Below are 19,393 nucleotides of genomic sequence, written 5' to 3'. Positions count from 1 at the left end.
TACTCACGGCCTTTCAAATATTCATATAGATTTACAGCGATATTATGAGCGATAACAGTAACATTAAAGTCATTGTCGGCATGTCTGGCGGCGTAGATTCGTCAGTTTCAGCTTACCTATTAAAAGAGCAAGGCTATCAAGTTGAAGGCCTTTTCATGAAAAACTGGGAAGAAGATGACAATGACGAATACTGTGCCGCGGCTGAAGATCTAAAAGACGCGCAAGCAGTCTGTGACAAACTTGGTATCGAGTTACACACGGTGAATTTTGCAGCCGAGTATTGGGACAATGTATTCGAATATTTCTTAGAAGAATACCGAGCTGGGCGTACACCAAATCCAGATATCATGTGTAACAAAGAAATTAAGTTCAAAGCATTTTTAGAGTTTGCTGCAGAAGCCTTAGGTGCTGATTATATTGCGACTGGACACTACGTACGCAGAGAAGAACGCAATGGCAAATTTGCGATGTTAAGAGGCTTAGACAACAACAAAGATCAAAGTTACTTTTTATACACGCTGAGTCACGAGCACGTTGCACAAACACTCTTTCCGGTAGGCGAAATTGAAAAGCCAGAGGTGCGTCGTATTGCTGAAGAGCAAGGCTTAATTACACATAACAAGAAAGATAGCACAGGTATATGCTTTATTGGCGAGCGCAAATTCAAAGACTTTTTGCAAAAATTCTTGCCAGCGCAACCTGGTAATATCGAAGATACAGATGGCAACCATGTAGGCGAGCATGAAGGTTTGATGTACCACACCTTGGGTCAACGTAAAGGCCTATTAATTGGTGGAATGAAAGAAGGTTCAGGTGAACCTTGGTACGTAGTTGATAAAGATATCGAGCGCAATGTACTCGTGGTAGGACAAGGCAAAGATCACCCTAGGTTATACAGCAATGGATTGAATGCCAACCAACTTCATTGGGTTGATAGAGAAGGCCCTCAAGGCACTACCCGCTGCACAGTAAAAACGCGTTACAGACAAGAAGATATCCCTTGTACGTTGCTAGTTGGCCAAGATGGCATGGCACGCGTCTTATTTGACGAGCCTCAAAAAGCAGTAACACCAGGTCAATCAGCTGTGTTTTATTCAGATGATGCATGTTTAGGTGGTGGTATCATTGAGTCGGTGATCAAATAATGCAGCCAAAAGTAGTAATTCCACTTGCCGCTATTTGCCAAATAGCAAAGCTAGTACAAAAATGTGCGCGATACGGTACGTTTAACGAAACAGAAGTGCATACTTTTTTACAAAGCATTTTGAATACTGCACCTAAAAACCCAGAAGATGTCTACGATGACCACTTTGCTCTTAAAGGAGGTTATCAAGCACTTGTATCGCAGCTCTCCAGTGAAGGTGAGAAAGACGTCGAAATAGTCAAGTACGTTGGGAGCCTTATGCAATTAGAAAGAGCACTTTCTAATAATCCTGACGTCTTTAATGAGTTAGCAAAACGTATCGAGCAAGTAGAACGCCAAACGCTTCATTTTAACGTCTATGATGAGCAGATTCTTGGTGCTTTCGCTGATATCTATACCCAAGTTATCAGTCCTGCGGGACCAAAAATTCAAGTATTTGGTAAACCAGACTTGCTACAACAGACGCATATTCAGCACAAAATTCGTGCTTTATTACTGGCTGGTATACGTAGCGCAGTACTGTGGCGACAATTAGGCGGCAAGCGTCGTCATTTCTTTTTTTCAAAAAGAAAGATTATCGCTACAGCGCAACAATTTATTTAAATATCGTTCAAAAAACCAATTAGTTAGGAGAAATTATGGAGCTTTCAGCGTTAACCGCTATCTCTCCAGTGGATGGTCGCTATGGTAGCAAAACCAAAGAACTGAGAAGTATCTTCAGTGAGTTCGGTCTTATCAAGTATCGAGTGACTGTAGAAGTTCGCTGGTTACAAGCATTAGCAAAAGCTGACGCAATCAAAGAAGTACCAGCGTTCAGCGACGAAGCAAATGCGCTACTAGACAGCATCGTTGACAACTTCAGCGAAGAAGATGCGCAACGAGTTAAAGACATCGAACGTACGACTAACCACGATGTGAAAGCCGTTGAATACTTGCTGAAAGAGAAAGTTGCAGACAATGCAGAGCTACAAGCTGTAAACGAGTTTATTCACTTCGCTTGTACTTCTGAAGACATCAATAACCTTTCACACGGTTTAATGCTTAGTGAAGCGCGTGATGAAGTATTACTGCCTTACTGCGACAATCTACTTGCTGCGATTAAAGAAAAAGCAATTGAGTACAAATCTGTTCCTATGATGACTCGTACTCACGGCCAACCGGCTTCACCTTCTACAATGGGTAAAGAGTTTGCCAACGTATATGTGCGACTTCAACGTCAACGCGAGCAAATCGCAAATGTATCTATTCTTGGTAAAATCAATGGCGCTGTAGGTAACTACAACGCACACCTAAGTGCATACCCTGAATATGATTGGCATGCGCATGCAGAGTCATTCGTTACAAGCCTAGGCCTGACTTGGAATGCATTCACAACTCAGATCGAACCGCATGACTACATTGCAGAGCTATTCGACGCAATTGCGCGCTTCAACACTATATTATTAGACTTTGATCGTGACGTTTGGGGCTATATTGCGTTAAACCACTTCAAACAAAAAACAATTGCAGGTGAAATCGGCTCATCTACGATGCCACACAAAGTTAACCCTATCGACTTCGAAAACTCTGAGGGTAACTTAGGCCTAGCAAACGCTATTTTTGCTCACTTAGCTCAAAAACTACCTGTTTCAAGATGGCAACGAGACCTTACCGACTCTACTGTTTTGCGTAACCTTGGTGTTGGTATGGGCTACGCGCTTATCGCTTACCAAGCAACACTAAAAGGTATTAGTAAGTTAGAAGTGAATGCGGATCGTCTACTAGCTGAGCTAGATGACAACTGGGAGCTTTTAGCAGAGCCAATCCAAACTGTAATGCGTAAATACGGTATCGAAAAGCCATATGAAAAGCTTAAAGAACTAACTCGTGGCAAGCGTGTTAATCAAGAAATCATGGCAGATTTCATCGATGGTTTAGAGTTACCAGATGCTGCAAAAGCAGAAATGAAGCTAATGACACCAGCAAATTACATTGGTCGTGCAGAAGCTTTCATCGACGAACTAAAATAATCTAATTCAAGTTAGATATAATTAAGCGAGAGCAATGGCGATACTGCCGTTACTTTCGCTTTTTTTATGGGGAAAATATGTATCAGCTCTCTATCAATGGCATGACTCAACAAGAGTTTTTGTCGAACTACTGGCAAAAAAAACCGTTGTTAATTAAAGGTGGGTTTACTAACTTTGAAGATCCACTGTCAGCAGAAGAGCTGGCCGGATTAGCAATGGAAGAAGCAATTGAATCTCGATTAATTACGAATCACGAAGGAAATTGGCAAGCTCATCACGGACCATTCGAAGACTTCTCAAAATTAACGGATACGCATAGTACGTTATTAGTGCAAGCAGTTGATCATTGGCACCCACCAGCGGCTGAGCTATTAGAGCCATTTCGCTTTATACCTAACTGGCGTATTGACGACTTAATGATTAGCTTTTCGACGCCCCAAGGAGGTGTAGGTCCACACTTTGATCAATACGATGTTTTTATTATTCAAGGACAAGGGAAAAGGCGATGGCGAGTTGGATTACCAGATACGAGCCTAAAGCAATTTACAAAAGACAAGGCCCTACTTCAAGTAGAACAATTTAACGCCATAATTGACCATGAGTTAGAATCTGGCGATATTTTATACATTCCGCCAGGGTGCCCACACGAAGGCTACGCGGTTGAGAATGCGCTTAACTACTCTGTTGGCTTCCGAGCTCCGGATCAAAAAGATCTCATTAGCAGTTTTGCCGACCACATCATTGACCAAGAAACAGGAAAACTGCGCTATGGTGATGCGGAATTAACCTTAAGAGAATCTCTTGGTGAAATTAATTTAGAAGATAAAAAAAGAGTCCGCGAACTCCTCAATTCACTAATCAATGATGAAGCACTTTATAGCCATTGGCTTGGTACATTCTTAAGTCAGCCTAAACATGAAATGGATCTCGCTCCACTTGATGACGCACTTGTAGCAGATATTTTAACAGATGAGATTACACCAGACGATGTCATTCACAGAGCGGGCGGCGTCAGGGCTATGTATCAAACCTTAGATGATAAAATACTCTTGAGTATCAATGGAGAAACATATCAAATCCCCTCCAAATACCTTGAGCAGGTAAAAGTGTTAACTGACGAAACATTTTTTTCATTTAATGAGGTAAAACCAGCTCTAAATTGCTTGGAATTCAAACAAACGTTAACTACTCTTATAAATGACGGGCTTTATTTTGTAGAAGCTTGGTCTTAATGCCTGACCTACAGGGTCACCCAAAGAATAAAGGTGCCATAAAATATATGGCATCTAATAATAATAGGGGTTGAAATTTCCCTTATTCGTCAGGACGTGTTGAATGATTTTTCGCTAAGAGGTAATCATGATTTATCACGTCGACAAAGTGAATTGGAAACAAACTCAGGGACAACTGCGCCAAATTCGTGAGCGAGTTTTCGTGTGTGAATTACACCTGCCAAAAGATGTTGAGTTTGATCAACATGACACAACAGCTGACCACGTTCTAATAAAGGACGAAAATCAGCAAGCAGTAGGAACTGGAAGGTTATGCAGCGACGGTCTAATAAGTAGAATTGCGATTGTCAAAGCACATCGCAACCGTGAAGCTTATCAATCACTCATTGGGTACCTTGCCGACTTAGCTCAGCAAAAAGGTCTCAAAGAGGTATTTGTGCAATGCATACTGGATGAAGTCCCGACTTTTCTTAAATCTGGTTTTAGCAAGCAAGGCTCGGTATTTATGGAAGCTGGCATTCCTAGGCAAAGACTTAAGTGCCCTGCTTCCATGATAAACTCAGAGCCGTTTACGATGCTTCACTAGGCCAAAGCTTGTCACTCTCGTACAAGTCATATAGGCCATGTGCACGGTTTACAAGCAGATTGGCAAAATCAAGTTGGGTTTTTTCTTTCACACCTGATGAAACAATACCATCGGCTTTCATCTGCCATTGGAAAGAGAAATAGCGTAACACATCTCTTGGGTTAGACGCCGCAGATTCTTCGGCCGCATCGGTAGGTACTTGACCTGACACAGCCCAATACCCTTTGCCTTTTTGGTCTTTAAATTTCCATATTGCAATTGCTGGTGGTAAAAAACGACAATCTTTCTCAACCACTTTCGTAGTAATAATACCTTTCTCAGCTAAGAACTTTTGCGCTGCTTGCAAGTTTTCTCTTTGCCACAAAACAAAACGCTCTTGCTTTTGCTCTTCGGTCAGCGTTTGCTCAACATTGTTATTTTCGCTCATTGTATTACTTCTCTAATTTTTTTCTTCACTCTATTAATTTCGTTAACTAGTTGCAACAAAGAAATGGCCAAGACACAAAACAAATTAAAGTTTGCACAATAATCATACTTTACTAGGCTAAAAATAATCCAACAAAGGATTTAGTAAAATGCTCTTGTTCGTCTCTTATGCAATGCCGATCATTATATTGGTAACTGGATTATTCTTTATAGACTCGTTGATAGTAACGATAGTTGTGAGCGCAACTTCTGCCTTGGGGTTACTTCTACAAAAGATTGCATTTTCGAGCCAAGAACAGAGTGAAAAGGAGCACGATTTAGACACAGTCAATAGTGCCTTCGAGTCACAGCAAAACCTGCAAGACGACTTAGCGTGTCTAGAGCAACTTAGCAGTGTCATTATTCCTCAGCTTATCGCCCAAGTCAGTAGTGCTAGAGATCAGACCAAAACATCCGTCGTCAATATGTCTGGTGAGTTCTCTCAACTGGTTACAAACATTTCTGAAACACTTGATCGAACCAATGCAGGCAACGGCAATAGTCTTCAAGAAGTCTCCGAAACGAGTCGAGATAAACTCAATGGTGTATTGCAGTATATCGAACAAACAAATGAATCTCAGGCACAAATGACATCAACGATCAGCGATTTGGTAATAAAGAGCAATGAATTGCAAACCATGTCTGTTGATGTTTCAAAGATTGCCGAACAGACTAACCTACTGGCTTTGAATGCTTCTATTGAAGCGGCAAGAGCCGGTGAGAATGGTCGCGGCTTTGCTGTCGTTGCCGATGAAGTTAGATCACTTGCTAACTCTAGTGGTGAGACAGGCGTGCGAATAGGCCAATTGGTAGAGAGCATTGCAAATGCAATGCGCTCATCCATGGATATGATGAATTCAGAACTTGAAAAAAAACAGGCATTGACTGATAAGTATCGCTCAGAGATAAATCAAGTCGTGGATGAGTGGTTAGAGCTTTCTCAACAAATGGAATCCCAAGCTGCTGAATTACACACCTCCAATTTGGATATCAGGGAAAAGATCTCTCAGATTCTTGTTGACCTACAGTTTCAAGACAGAGTTGACCAAATTCAAGATAGCGTAACAATCGCCTTAAATATCATGGTAGAAGAAATAGATCAGTTCATAGCCAGCAGAAGAGAGTGTAAATCTGCAAAATTTAACCATCAAAGAATTAGCCAAGAGCTGAAAAAAACAGCCGCTACCAACGAGCAAAGAAACATTTTGTCTAAAAGTGGTGGCGACGACACAGTCGATGACTTAACTTTCTTATGAGGAAATTATGAGCAAAACAATTTTAGTCGTAGATGATTCTGATTCTCTCAGACAAGTCGTAAATATCGCGCTTACGGGTGCAGGGTTTAACGTGGTTGAAGCCAGAGATGGTAAAGACGCGCTTACAAAGCTTAACGGCAACAAAATCCACCTCATCATTAGTGATGTGAACATGCCTAATATGAATGGGATTGAATTTGTTAAGCAGGCAAAACAATTACCACAATACAAGTTTACTCCAGTGATTATGCTTACCACAGAAAATCAGCAAAGTATGATGGAGGAAGGTAAAAAAGCAGGTGCAAAAGCTTGGATGGTCAAACCTTTTAAACCAGCTCAAATGCTACAAGCGGTTTCAAAGTTATTAATGATGTAGAGAGATTGGTATGTCTGAGTGCTTTAAGTTCCCTTCTGAACTCACCATTTATGAAGTTCAGGAAACCTTTAACGAAGTAAAGTCATATATTTCAGACAAGGAAGAAGTGTCCTTTGACTTTAGTGAAACCACTGAAGTCGACTCTGCAGGGTTGCAATTGATAATTTGGGTCGTTTATCACAGTCAAAAAGTAGGACTTAACATAGAAACAATCTCTACAAACGAACTAATTGAAGCACGGTTCAAAAAACTGGGTGTGGGTATTTCTACCCCCAAAATCGAGTAAGGGGCAAACATGTCTATTGATTTGTCTTCGGCCATTGCGACTTTCGTGACCGAATCGAAAGAGCTTTTGCAGGAAATGGAAAATGGACTTTTGGATCTGGAATCTGAGACTTCAGAAGAACATGCTAACGAAATCATCAACGCGCTTTTTAGAGCCATACACACCATAAAAGGTAGTGCCGGCATATTTGATTTTGAGCATGTTGTGACTCTGACCCACATTGCCGAAACTCTGTTAGAAGACGCCAGAAATGGCAATTTGCAGTTAGGAAAGGAGCTTATCTCTCTCTATTTAGAGACAAGAGATGCAACAGAAAGCTTAATTGTCCTTGCAGCTTCAGAAACAGAGCCTGATCAGGCACTGCTAAGTAAAGTGGATAATTTGGTAGCGAGCTTCTCAAAGTATATAGACGCTGACACTGAGCCCAGTAGCAATCAATCAACAAACGTAAGTACCAGTGATAACACACTGGATAATGAGCGCTGGATCGTCTTTTTTGTTCCAAACGAAAATGTATTAAGAAATGGTCTAGACCCCTACTCTTTTATTCATTATCTAGACTCTGAAACATCCAACCTAACAGTCAACACTTGGTTCGACGGCATGTTTGAGCCCCAAAATTTTGATCCAGAGTCTAATTATTTGTCATTTGTTTTATCCTTTGATTGCGATAAATCTGAAAGCGAAATTTTAGACGTCTTTGAGTTTATTCAGAGTGAGGCATACATTGCAGTACTTCCCCCTAAAGGCAGTATTGAGGTTTTAAAACACAGTATTCAGCGCTACCAAGATTTCGACTTTATCATCGATGCACTGCGAAAAGCTGACGACTCATTTTTGGATATCGTAAAACTCCTTAACAATGAAGCCACAGGAAGCGAACAAAAACCAGCCTCTCCTACCGACCTTTCACCAGCTCAGGCGCCTTCAAAAATACATAAAAGTAAAACGCTGCGTGTCGAAGCCCTAAAACTAGACAGGTTGATTGACCAAGTTGGTGAAATGGTTATTACTGGCGCACGTACCAATCTACTTGCCCATGAAACTGGAAACGAAACGCTTATTGAAGCGATGGCACTACTAGAGCGATTAGTTGAAAACATACGTGATAGCTCATTAAAGCTTAGAATGGTGCAAATTGGTGAAACGTTTAATAAATTTAAGCGCGTAGTCAGAGATATTGCTGACGAGTTAGGAAAGCAAGTTGACTTGACTATCATCGGCGCAGAAACCGAGTTGGACAAAACTTTTGTAGAAAAAGTCAGCGATCCACTTATGCATATCGTCAGGAACGCCATCGATCATGGTATTGAAGATCCCGAGACGCGCCTTGCTCAAGGTAAACCAGAGCAAGGGCAATTAACTCTAAAAGCCTATCATGACTCTGGCTCCATAGTAATTGAAGTAAGTGATGACGGAAAAGGTTTAGATCAAGAACGGATCCTTCAACGGGCTATAGATAGAGGTTTGGTGTCTGCAAATCAAACTTTACAAGAGAAAGATATCAACCTGCTCATATTTGAACCTGGTTTTTCTACTGCTGAGTCCATAACCAATATCTCAGGACGAGGTGTAGGCATGGATGTTGTCAAAAGAAACATTGATAGTCTGAGAGGAAGCGTCGAAGTTGAAAGTATACAAGGCCAAGGTTCCACAATTCTGATCCGCCTGCCACTGACACTCTCCATCATTGATGGTTTTATGTTTGAAGTACATAAAGAAAACTATGTTATCCCATTGGATACCGTTGTTGAGTGTTTAGAGCTACATGAGGTCGTATCAGAGCAAGACATACAAGACAAAAGTTATATTAATTTGCGTACTGAGGTACTCCCATTCATTAGATTGCGGACCTTATTTGGGATAGAAGAACAAATTGACCACACCAGAGAATCATTGGTAATTGTTCAATTTGGCACCCTACGCGCAGGTTTAGTTGTTGACTCTCTTAAAGGCGAGTTTCAAACGGTTGTTAAACCACTAGGAAGGTTGTTCGAAGGACTCAAATGTATTAGTGGCGCAACGATTTTAGGCAGCGGCAATGTGGCAATCATATTAGACGTCTCTGCATTAATAAAATCAGCCATTTCAGTATATGAAGCATTAGAGAAAAAACTTTAGGCGATACCCGGAGAACGAACATGTTTAAGAACTTCACTATTCGCAATAAAATTATCCTTGCGATGTTTACCATGGGGCTATTGCTACTCGTGATAGCCATGTCGGTCCAACTCAAAAATGGCGAAATTGAAGAATTTGCTGTTGACGTCGGAAAGGTCGATATTCCAGAAACAATTTATGCGCTCAACATGCTAGATGAGTTGGGTGATATGAATAGCAACGTACTTGAATATATCGCTGGTGAGTCTGATGAGAGTGAAGACTTTAGGTCAAATTACAACGAATTTATTCGTTATCTAGAAGACTTAAAACAATTGGGGACAGTAAACAACTCTATGGTTCGCCAACTAGAAGAGTTAATTACTCGCTACGCTAACGAAAATCAAGAGCTTATCTTTGACCGCTTTGACCCATTACTCGAAGATAAAGCAATAACCAAATACGACTACCTCAATAAAGAATTCGCAATTCCGCTTGAACAACTGCTCGATACCTTGAAAGAAGAAGAAGTCGCTGATGCTGGTAGTAGTGGAGACTTTAATGAAGTTGTAAACGATGACCTACCAGGTGTTCGCTATTACCTTGAACTCATCGACGAGCAAGGCGATATGATGAGCTCCCTTAATGCATATATGCGCGGTGCACTTGGCGCAGATGCAGCTTTTGAAAAAGACGCTAGAACTTTCACCGGATTTTTAGCAGATTTAAAGCCACTTGAGCGGAAACCGCCTGAGATTAAAGCACTTAGTGAAGTAGAAAGAATGTACAACGAATTATACAACGGCGGCAAAGAAATATTCGCCATGTATGACCCTCGCAACAAAATCAAGGCATCTAGTGATGTAGACCGATTGGAACATGAGGTTTTCAACAAAATTGAGGATTTACTTGAAGAGATATCAAACGAAGCAATTAAAGAAGGAGACGACTCTTTAAATGCGCTTGTAACGGCTGCTAGAGAGAGCATATCGCTAGTTTGGGCGCTACTGGTTGTCGCAATTATTTTGGCTGCTGCCACTGCCGCATTTTTAATTCGCGGTATTGTTATTCCAATCAACGCGCTTGCAGAAGCCGCTGAGGACTTAAGATCAGGTGAAGGCGATTTAACGCGTCGCATCCCAGATTTTGGTAATGATGAAATTGGTGAAACAGCAAGAAGCTTTAATGGATTTATTGAGCGGCTACAGAATATTTTATTGGATATTCAAGAGTCAGTAGAGTCCATTGCACATAGCACCAATGAGGTGGGCACCACTTCCAGAATGTTAAGTTCAACATCAAATCAACTCGCAGCAAGTGTTGAGGAAACTTCCGCTTCTCTTGAGCAAATGAGCTCTTCCATCTCAATGAACACAGAAAACTCTAAAGTCACGAACGATATTGCTAAGCAATCTAGTAGCGAAGCCAATGACGGTGGGCGCGCAGTTAAAGACACCGTCAAGGCCATGACTCAAATAGCTGAGAAGATCGGTATTATCGAAGACATAGCCTATAAAACTAACTTACTGGCCTTGAATGCAGCAATAGAAGCGGCGAGAGCCGGCGAGCATGGTAAAGGTTTTGCGGTTGTTGCCGACGAAGTTAGAAAACTTGCTGAACGCTCACAGGTTGCCGCGCAAGATATAAGTACCCTTGCAGACAATAGCGTAAAAATTGCACAGCACGCTGGTGGAATGCTGGATAGAATGGTGCCCAATATTGGAAAAACAGCTGACCTAGTTCAAGAAATTACCGCAGCATCTACAGAACAAAGCACCAGTGTTGCTGAAATAAACAGAACGGTTTCACAGTTAGATGAGATTGCGCAACAAAACGCTTCAGCCTCTGAAGAACTCGCTTCCACCGCTAAAATGGTTCAAGACCAAACCAGTGACATTCGCTCAACGGTTAATTACTTTAAACTTAGCAATGACAGACAGATGATGAAAATAAGACGCTCTGTACAAGAAGGAAAGTCGTCCAGCTCTAGGCCCGAAGAAGGCTATACACCATTTGATGAGTAACGATTATGACTGATCATACAACTCAAAGTAGCTTTGTAGATAAAGACAAGTACTTGGCTTTTGAGCTGAATCACGCTTCGTACTCCATCAATATTTCTTTAGTAAAAGAAATCATGGAGTACGTAGAAGTTGACCCGATACCAATGGCGCCAGAGTTTATTATCGGCGCAATTAATTTACGGGGTGAAGTAATCCCCGTATTTGACTTATCTTTGCGGTTAGCGAAACAGCCACAAGAGATCACGAATAGAACTTGTATAATTATCGCGGAGTGTTTGTTTAATGAGCAGCAAATCACCATTGGCTTAAAAGTTGACATGGTTACAAAGGTGCTTGATATCTCTGCTGCAGACATCGATAAAGTGCCCAGTATTGGTGGGCAGTTTCACAGCCGATTTGTTTTAGGGCTTGCCAAACTCCCAGACAAACTAATGACCATTCTAGACATTTCTAAAATTCTTACACTCGATGACATGAAGCTAATTGAAGACTTAAACAATGCACAGCTCAGTGAAAATGTTGAAGATGGCCAAGATGACGATTGTGGCGACGACACGAACGCCGAAGGCACTCAATGCGAGAGTGATGAAACAGAGGTAACCCATGAATGAATCTCAAACAGATATCGAACACCTCCAGCAAAAAGGCGAGCTAAGGTACTTATTCGTTAAAGTCGGACATGATCATTTTGGTATCCCTATTGATTCTGTGAAAGAGGTTATTGAATTGGTAGAAACGACTATGGTGCCAATGTGTACCGACGTCATTCGAGGTGTTATCAATGTGCGTGGGAGTGTTATTCCGGTTTTAGACTTGCAAAGCCGGCTAGGCCTGAAATCCACGACACCTTATGATAAATATAGCTGTATTGTTCTTTACGATTTTTATGACCAATCATTGGAAGAATCAATGACGCTAGGGATGCTAGTAAATAGTGTCGTATCAATTGAGTTTATCGATCTGAACAACTTAGAGTCTTCTCCCTCTTTTGGTTCAAATATCCCTCGCCACTTTGAATGGAAAATGGCTAAGATAAATAACAAACTCACTACCCTATTAGATATCACTAAAGTCTTAAATGTAAACGAAATTAACTCTTCTCTTAAACATGAACAAGAGCAGTTTTTTATTGATTACTGTCAGAGGTAAACGGCTTATATGTCGATCAACAAGCTTGAGTTCAATCAACTGAACCGCGTGTTAGACCAACATACAGGAATACGTTTGAGCTCAAACAAGTCAGACATTATGGCAAGTCGTTTGAGCTCTCGTTTAAGGGCCACTCGCTGCGCTTCCTATAATAAATACTACCAGTTAATTATCAGTCCAGACGGTAAGCATGAGCTTGATATCTTCATTGACAAAATGACGACACATGAGACTTACTTTTTCCGCGAACAAGCCCAGTTTGAGTTTATGTACGATTATTTTCGGCAAAAAAAAAGCCGCAATGTGCCAATTAGAGCTTGGAGTGCCGCATCATCTACTGGGGAAGAAGCATATTCAATTGCAATGATCTTAGATGATTTATTTTATAATGGTAACTGGTCAGTCACTGGCACGGATATATCTCCCACTGCTGTTGAAATGGCCAAAGAAGCCTGTTTTGCACTGTCTACCGTACAAAAAATTCCCAAAAAGTATCGCCGCGCATATTGCCTAAAAGGAACCGGTAAAAATGAAGGGACTTTTACAGTTAATAAAGCCATCCGACATCATTGTAATTTTAATGTTGACAACCTTCTAAAGCTTAGAACCGTCGACTACTCTTTTGATATTATATTTTTACGTAATGTCTTGATTTACTTTGATGAAACGAAACAAAAAAAAATAGTCGACAATATTATTCATCGGCTCAATCACGGTGGACTGTTATTTTTAGGTCACTCAGAATCACTTAGAAAAAAACGCCTCGGCATCGAATTAATACAGCCCTGTATCTATAAGAAGGTGCGATTATGATTAACGTATTTATTGTTGACGACTCAGCCGTAATGCGTCAACTCGTAGGAGAAATCATTAACCATGATAGAGAACTGAAACTGATTGGCAGTGCGCCTGACCCTGTACTGGCAGAAAGAAAAATGAAAATGAATTGGCCAGATGTCATTTTACTTGACGTTGAAATGCCAAAAATGGATGGCATTACCTTTTTAAAGAAAATTATGCAAGAAAGGCCCACGCCCATCATTATGTGCTCTGCCTTGACTCAAAAAAATACCGAAACAACAATGGAAGCGCTCGCATCAGGTGCTGTGGATGTCATAGCCAAACCTACTCAGGGCCTAGCTGACTTTATTAATAATCAAGGAGTCACACAGATAGTTGATGCCATAAAAGCGGCGGGAAAAGCAAAAGTAAAGCCCATGCGTTATCTTTCGGAAGAATCAGTCAGACACAACCACAGTGTGGATGAAATGATACCGCCACCAGATCCTACTGAGCTTAAACCGCCTATTACCTCAGACAAAGTCATCGCGGTTGGTGCATCAACTGGAGGCACTGAAGCTTTAACGGGGTTTCTGTCTTTACTGCCCCCAACAACTCCGCCCATCGTTATTGTTCAACATATGCCTAGCAAGTTTACTCATGCCTTTGCTCAGCGTCTCGACACCATTACACGCCACGTGGTGGTTGAAGGTGAAACGGCAATGCGATTGAAAACCGGGCATGTGTACATCGCCCCGGGCGGAAAGCATATGTTGGTAAAACGACAAGGTAGCGACTACTATTTAGAAATACGGGATGGGCCTCTGGTAAGTAGACATAGACCTTCGGTAGATGTCTTATTCAGATCAGTTGCGCAAGCAGTTGGTCGAAATGCCATCGGTGTGATCTTAACAGGAATGGGCGACGACGGCGCTTCGGGGATGTTGGATATGAAACAGGCAGGCGCAATCAACTTCGCAGAGAGCGAATCTAGCTGCGTTGTTTTTGGTATGCCCAAAGAAGCAATTGCAAGGGGTGCTGTTGATAAAGTGTATTCTCTTAGCAACATTCCGTATCAAATTTTAAAAGTGTTAAGGTGTTAGATATGCAAAAAAGCCTCATAGAGCTGCTCAACATTATCTACGTTGCTTATGAAAATGACGGAACCATTACCGGCATTTCAGATAAAGCGAGCGACCTTATAAAACTTAAAGTCGGCGATAACATAGTAAACTGCCCTACGTTGAAGTTCTTTGACGAAGACTTTGCAGAGCTAAGCAGCAATGAAATACTTTTTGAGCCATGTTTTGACCAACTTGAAGTCGGCGTAAGTATAGACAACAGTAATGTGCATTGGGTGCGTTTTTCTTACACTCGTAAAAATACCCTAACCTTTGTAAAAGTCGAATTAATTGAAGAACTGGTAGCCATTCGTAGGCTTAACAAGCAGTTAGCTATTCGAGATCCTCACACTGGATTACTCTACAGAGAAGCTTTTGTCTCTAAAGTCCAAGAGCTAGATACGTATGGCATTATGTGCTGTATTCGTATCTGCAATTACCAGCGTATATCCGAAGTTTGGAATATTGGCGTCGCTAACCTTGTTTTTATGGAAGTTCTTTCCCGATTTCAAGGTGATTTTGAACAAGGGATTTTCTCTAAACATTCATCCGACTGTTTTTGCGTTTTCGTACCTCACACTACTCCCATCAATATCGAAGCTTTATACAACCACCTTAACGAACCTTTTGAATTTAATGACAGCAGTTTCTACAGTAATGTTGCGTTAGGTTACTACAAAGAAAGCCATAAAGATGATCATGAGTTGAGTCTGAATAAAGCAGAAATGGCCACATTTGATGTGCTATCAGACAAGCTTAGACTGGTCGAATTTCAAGAAGGCTTGGCAAGACAAATTGAGCGGCAGAATAAAATTGAAACCGCATTGAGAGACTCTTTTCACCAAGATCTAGACAAAAGCTTCACTGTGGTTTTACAGCCTTTGCACGATACCAAAACTGAGTGCCTTATTGGAGCTGAATGCCTGATGCGCTGGACACTGGAAGGTAAACCTATCTCACCAGCAGAGTTTATACCTATAGTAGAGAGTACGGGTGACATTAACAAGCTGACCTTGTTCACACTCTCTCAAATACGAAAAACCGTTGAGCATTTACAAAGCGAAGGAATGGACTGCAAACACTATATGTTTGCTATTAATATCAGTGTCGTAGAAATTCTCGACGTTAAATTCGAGAGCAAATTACTGGCAGCGCTTGCACAGCACAATATTGACCCAAAGCGGATCAAATTAGAATTAACAGAATCAGCCTTAATTGACAATTTTTCCTATGTCAATGAAGTGCTTGTTTCACTTCAATCCAAAGGGTTTACAATATCAATTGATGACTTTGGTACAGGTTTTTCGAGCCTTAGCTACCTCTGTAAACTGAACTTTGATGAAATAAAAATAGACCGCTCATTCGTCACCAACGTCGTAAAAGATAGCAAGCTTCAATCTGTCTTTAACTCCATTGTTTCTCTGGCCAAAAACCTTGATAAACCTTTGGTCGCAGAAGGTGTTGAAGACATGGAGCAGATGATTTATGCCAAAGCAAAAGGCGTCCAATATGTACAGGGGTACTACTACAGTAAACCCCTGCCCATCGACGCCTTTGTTGAGTATGTACTCGAGGACAAATCGAGCTATTTACATTTTGAGAGCTGAACTAGCCACCACCTAACACGCGTGCAGGCTCAACTTTTGTAGCCTGCCAAGCAGGATAAACGCTCGATAATATTGATATAATCAATGTAGCTAACAACACAACCACAATATCACTTATGACCAATTTACTCGGCAGAAACTCAATAAAATAGACTCCCTGTAAAGGGTTAGCCCCATCCAGTGAAACCCAAAGCGAAAATAACTCTGTAATACTTAATGCGATCACTGTCCCAAGTAACATGCCAAAGAAAGCGCCAACCAGCGCGTAACTAAGGCCTTGTACTGCAAAAGTCATAAATATTGTTTTATCTTGTGTGCCCATGGTCTTAAGGATTGCGATGTCGGCTTGTTTTTCTTTAACTTCCATAACCATAGATGAAATGATGTTAAAACTCGCAACAGCAATAATTAAAAACACCACTAAATAAACAATGGTTCTCACCATTTGAATATCTTGATACAAACTCCCTTGTGTACGAAACCAACTCTGAACGTATACGAGATCAGGTAAAGCCCTACCCGCACTCATTGCAATTTGATGTGCATTAAAAACATCATCTACCGCTAGTCTCAGCCCAGTTACTGTATTCTCACTTAATGACAACGCACTTTGGATTTCAGCAAGATTAACTATTACTAAATTTCTATCTACCTCACCGCCCATCGTTATAAACCCAGCGACATTAAAAGACACTCTTTTAGGCGCTGCTAATGCATTTTTTGCATGTTGATTTGCAATCAATACGGCAACTTTGTCACCTTTTTTCACATTTAATTGAGTAGCAATACCACGACCAAGCAAAATCTCATTACTGGCTAGCTCGCTTAATTCAAAAGGCTTAGTATAAAGCCCGATACTTGATACATTCTGGTGTAATTCAGGTACAATTGCTTTAAGCTGTGCAGCTTTTAACTGTCCTTTGTGCTGGACCATAGCCGTCAAATTTATCTCCGGCACAGCTGCTTTGACACCGGGTTGAGACTCCAACAACCTTACTTTTTCAGGCCAGTTTTCAATTGGATCATAAGGGGCTTGATAGCTTACCTGAGGTACTACTGATAGAAGCCTCTCTTTTAGCTGATGTTCAAAGCCATTTATCACTGATAGCGCCACGATGAGAACAGTGACGCCAAGAAATACCCCTATTGTGGATGCTTTACTCAAAAAACCAAATAACCCACTATGATTTTTAGACTCTCGCAGGCGCTTGCTTAAAAATAAACTAAGCATGCCTCACTCCATCTGCCCCTTGGTACTCTACTAAAACTCCATCATCAAGCTGCACCACGCGGCCAAGTTTCTCTGCCAGCTCCAAGTCGTGGGTAACAACGACAAAACTAGTATCAAACTCTTTGTTCAACTCGTTCAACAACTCATAAATCTTCAAAGCATTGTGCTTGTCTAGGTTCCCTGTAGGTTCATCTGCTAGCACTAAAGATGGTTTTGTTACCAGCGCACGAGCGATCGCTACACGCTGTCTTTCGCCCCCAGACAATTCTGAAGGACGGTGTGAAGCTCTATGGCCTAAGCCAACTTTGTCGAGCATATCAGCAGCTTCTTTTTTCGCTTCAGCTTTTGTCTTTCCTGCTATAAGCAAAGGCATCGCGACATTTTCCAACGCACTGAAGTCCATTAATAAATGATGAAATTGATAAATAAAACCCATGTGACGATTACGAAAATCAGCTTGCTTTGCTCTAGAAAGCTTTTCAACTTCTACGCCTTTTATTTTTAGACAACCGTCAGTCGCACCATCTAAAGTGCCCAATATATGAAGCAATGTACTTTTGCCAGAACCTGAACTTCCTACGATTGAAAGTGTGTCACCTTGTTCAAGTGATAAATTCACACCTTTGAGGACCGACACCTGAGAGCCAGCTTCTTGATAAGATTTGCTTAATTGCTGACACTGAATTACGGGATCACTCATATCTTAATACCTCGGCTGGCATCACTTTAGCTGCTTTTTGAGCAGGATAAAGTGTTGCAAAAAAACTTAATAATAAACTCGTTACAATAATGAAAGTCAGGCTTACTGAATCAAACTTAACAGGTAAGGCCATTCCTCCTAGTAGTGAAAGGCCAACCAAATTCAATACTTCATTAATATTCGCCGCTAGCGCAATGCCCAAAACAGAACCTATTGCGGTCCCCACAACACCGTTGTACAAGCCTTGGATCATAAATACTTGAGCAATTTTACTTGGTGTAAACCCTAACGTTTGAAGGATTGCTACTTCACCCTGCTTTTCACTTACCATCATGGATAATGCAGAAACAATATTAAAGACCGCGACAATAACAATAAGCGCCAACAACAGAGACATCACACGCTTTTCCATCGCTACAGCTGCGAACAATGCGCCTTGCTGTACTTGCCAATCTTGGTACTCAAACTGAGACAATAAAGCCTGGTTTGCTTTTTTAAACTCGGCAACAGAAAAAGCATCATCTAGCGTTAAGCTTAAATCAAAGCTGTCTGGTTTTTTCTTCAGAAGTTTAAGCAGGCTTTCACCATCAGCAAACGCTAAGCTCGTATCAGCCTCACTCGCCGAATTGTATATAACAGCAACAGTAAATAATCTCTGTTTTGGTACTCTTCCAAGTGGTGTATAGCTGGTAATGTCAGGAAAAATGACGCGGACTTTACTACCTAGCCTAACGTCGAGTTTATTTGCCAAAAAGCGGCTTAGTGCCAGCTGATAACGGGTGTCTTGCAATTTTTTTACAGATCCAGATTCGATATGTTTACTTATGGAAGTAGGATAACCTTTGAATGCGCCTTGTAATCTGACTCCCACTAACTCTTTGTTTGTTTGCAATATTACGTCAGACGTAACGTAAGGTGTCACTCGCATTACACCTGGTAAGGTCGCAAACGACTCTGGTTGCAGTGGCGCTTGTTCTTGAGATGTTCTTGAAAGTTGCACGTGAGGTACTAAGTCCAGCATGGCGTTTTTTAAACTTTGCTCAAAGCCATTCATTACCGAGTTAACCGTTATCAACGACATAAGACCCAATGCAATCCCAGCGATTGAAAAGAACGATATAAAAGAGACAAACGCGTTGCCTTTAGAGGAACGACTGTACCTCAGCCCGACAAAAAGGCTAACTGATTGAAACATATCAAAAATTTATTTCATTAATTTCACTTAGGCGCTCATCCTAACACAGATAAGAAATTACGGTCACATCATCAAGTGTAAAAAATTTTTAATTATCCGCTACTTAATGTCTCGATTTAGTGTAAAATGCGT

General features: G+C 41.1%; 19 protein-coding genes. 15 read left to right on the top strand and 4 right to left on the bottom strand.

The window, feature by feature from the left end:
• Nucleotides 1-44 precede the first annotated feature (44 nt).
• The 5 genes from mnmA (at nucleotide 45) to N475_RS04395 (ending at nucleotide 4,971) form a co-directional block, all read left to right on the top strand.
• Nucleotides 45-1,145, top strand: coding sequence for a tRNA 2-thiouridine(34) synthase MnmA (mnmA, locus tag N475_RS04415; RefSeq protein ID WP_063357229.1), 1,101 nt, complete (start codon nucleotides 45-47; stop codon nucleotides 1,143-1,145).
• Nucleotides 1,145-1,747 (top strand): high frequency lysogenization protein HflD, encoded by a 603-nt coding sequence (gene hflD, locus N475_RS04410; protein ID WP_063357230.1) that lies wholly within the window; start codon nucleotides 1,145-1,147, stop codon nucleotides 1,745-1,747. The genes mnmA and hflD overlap by 1 nt, the downstream gene beginning before the upstream one ends.
• Before the next feature lie 35 nt (nucleotides 1,748-1,782).
• Complete coding sequence (gene purB / locus N475_RS04405) at nucleotides 1,783-3,153, top strand: adenylosuccinate lyase (RefSeq protein WP_063364745.1); 1,371 nt, start codon at nucleotides 1,783-1,785, stop codon at nucleotides 3,151-3,153.
• A gap of 77 nt (nucleotides 3,154-3,230) precedes the next feature.
• Entirely contained in the window at nucleotides 3,231-4,385 is a 1,155-nt protein-coding gene (locus tag N475_RS04400; RefSeq protein ID WP_063364744.1) for a cupin domain-containing protein, read from the top strand.
• Nucleotides 4,386-4,512: 127 nt separating this feature from the next.
• The gene (locus N475_RS04395; protein WP_063357233.1) at nucleotides 4,513-4,971 is read left to right on the top strand and encodes a GNAT family N-acetyltransferase; all 459 of its coding nucleotides are present in this window, start codon (nucleotides 4,513-4,515) and stop codon (nucleotides 4,969-4,971) included.
• On the opposite strand, the gene N475_RS04390 is transcribed toward N475_RS04395, so the two are convergent.
• A complete protein-coding gene (locus N475_RS04390; protein ID WP_063357234.1) occupies nucleotides 4,955-5,398 on the bottom strand; it encodes a DUF4826 family protein in 444 nt (147 codons plus the stop codon). The genes N475_RS04395 and N475_RS04390 overlap by 17 nt on opposite strands.
• Before the next feature lie 148 nt (nucleotides 5,399-5,546).
• On the opposite strand from N475_RS04390, the gene N475_RS04385 reads away from it, so the two are divergent.
• From N475_RS04385 to N475_RS04340, 10 genes are read left to right on the top strand one after another with little or no spacing between them, the layout of a single operon-like run.
• A complete protein-coding gene (locus N475_RS04385) occupies nucleotides 5,547-6,692 on the top strand; it encodes a methyl-accepting chemotaxis protein (protein WP_063357235.1) in 1,146 nt (381 codons plus the stop codon).
• Nucleotides 6,693-6,699: 7 nt separating this feature from the next.
• Nucleotides 6,700-7,068 carry a response regulator gene (locus N475_RS04380; RefSeq protein WP_039608997.1) on the top strand — a complete coding sequence of 123 codons (369 nt, stop codon included), beginning with the start codon at nucleotides 6,700-6,702 and terminating at the stop codon, nucleotides 7,066-7,068.
• 10 nt (nucleotides 7,069-7,078) lie between these two features.
• Nucleotides 7,079-7,354, top strand: a complete 276-nt coding sequence (locus N475_RS04375) for an STAS domain-containing protein (protein WP_063357236.1) — start codon at nucleotides 7,079-7,081, stop codon at nucleotides 7,352-7,354.
• 9 nt (nucleotides 7,355-7,363) lie between these two features.
• A complete protein-coding gene (locus tag N475_RS04370) occupies nucleotides 7,364-9,475 on the top strand; it encodes a chemotaxis protein CheA (protein WP_063364743.1) in 2,112 nt (703 codons plus the stop codon).
• Between the two features lie 20 nt (nucleotides 9,476-9,495).
• Complete coding sequence (locus N475_RS04365; protein ID WP_063357238.1) at nucleotides 9,496-11,478, top strand: methyl-accepting chemotaxis protein; 1,983 nt, start codon at nucleotides 9,496-9,498, stop codon at nucleotides 11,476-11,478.
• 5 nt (nucleotides 11,479-11,483) lie between these two features.
• Nucleotides 11,484-12,089: a chemotaxis protein CheW gene (locus N475_RS04360; protein WP_081215925.1), complete on the top strand. Its 606-nt coding sequence runs from the start codon at nucleotides 11,484-11,486 to the stop codon at nucleotides 12,087-12,089.
• Nucleotides 12,082-12,627 (top strand): chemotaxis protein CheW, encoded by a 546-nt coding sequence (locus tag N475_RS04355; RefSeq protein ID WP_063357239.1) that lies wholly within the window; start codon nucleotides 12,082-12,084, stop codon nucleotides 12,625-12,627. The genes N475_RS04360 and N475_RS04355 overlap by 8 nt, the downstream gene beginning before the upstream one ends.
• Before the next feature lie 9 nt (nucleotides 12,628-12,636).
• Nucleotides 12,637-13,440, top strand: coding sequence for a CheR family methyltransferase (locus tag N475_RS04350; protein WP_063357240.1), 804 nt, complete (start codon nucleotides 12,637-12,639; stop codon nucleotides 13,438-13,440).
• A complete protein-coding gene (locus N475_RS04345; protein ID WP_063357241.1) occupies nucleotides 13,437-14,510 on the top strand; it encodes a protein-glutamate methylesterase/protein-glutamine glutaminase in 1,074 nt (357 codons plus the stop codon). Before N475_RS04350 ends, N475_RS04345 begins: the two co-directional genes overlap by 4 nt.
• Before the next feature lie 2 nt (nucleotides 14,511-14,512).
• Nucleotides 14,513-16,135, top strand: coding sequence for a bifunctional diguanylate cyclase/phosphodiesterase (locus N475_RS04340; RefSeq protein WP_063364742.1), 1,623 nt, complete (start codon nucleotides 14,513-14,515; stop codon nucleotides 16,133-16,135).
• Between the two features lies 1 nt (nucleotide 16,136).
• Here N475_RS04340 and N475_RS04335 read toward each other — a convergent pair whose 3' ends face one another.
• From N475_RS04335 to N475_RS04325, 3 genes are read right to left on the bottom strand one after another with little or no spacing between them, the layout of a single operon-like run.
• Nucleotides 16,137-17,366, bottom strand: a complete 1,230-nt coding sequence (locus N475_RS04335; RefSeq protein ID WP_063364741.1) for a lipoprotein-releasing ABC transporter permease subunit — start codon at nucleotides 17,364-17,366, stop codon at nucleotides 16,137-16,139.
• Entirely contained in the window at nucleotides 17,359-18,066 is a 708-nt protein-coding gene (lolD, locus tag N475_RS04330) for a lipoprotein-releasing ABC transporter ATP-binding protein LolD (RefSeq protein ID WP_063364740.1), read from the bottom strand. Before lolD ends, N475_RS04335 begins: the two co-directional genes overlap by 8 nt.
• Nucleotides 18,059-19,261: a lipoprotein-releasing ABC transporter permease subunit gene (locus N475_RS04325; RefSeq protein WP_063357245.1), complete on the bottom strand. Its 1,203-nt coding sequence runs from the start codon at nucleotides 19,259-19,261 to the stop codon at nucleotides 18,059-18,061. Before N475_RS04325 ends, lolD begins: the two co-directional genes overlap by 8 nt.
• Nucleotides 19,262-19,393 lie beyond the last annotated feature (132 nt).

The organism is Pseudoalteromonas luteoviolacea DSM 6061, assembly GCF_001625655.1.
In the GTDB taxonomy this organism is placed as follows: Bacteria; Pseudomonadota; Gammaproteobacteria; order Enterobacterales; family Alteromonadaceae; genus Pseudoalteromonas; species Pseudoalteromonas luteoviolacea.
The sequence above is the reverse complement of the archived record's forward strand: the minus strand, read 5'-3'. Positions and strand labels throughout refer to the sequence as shown.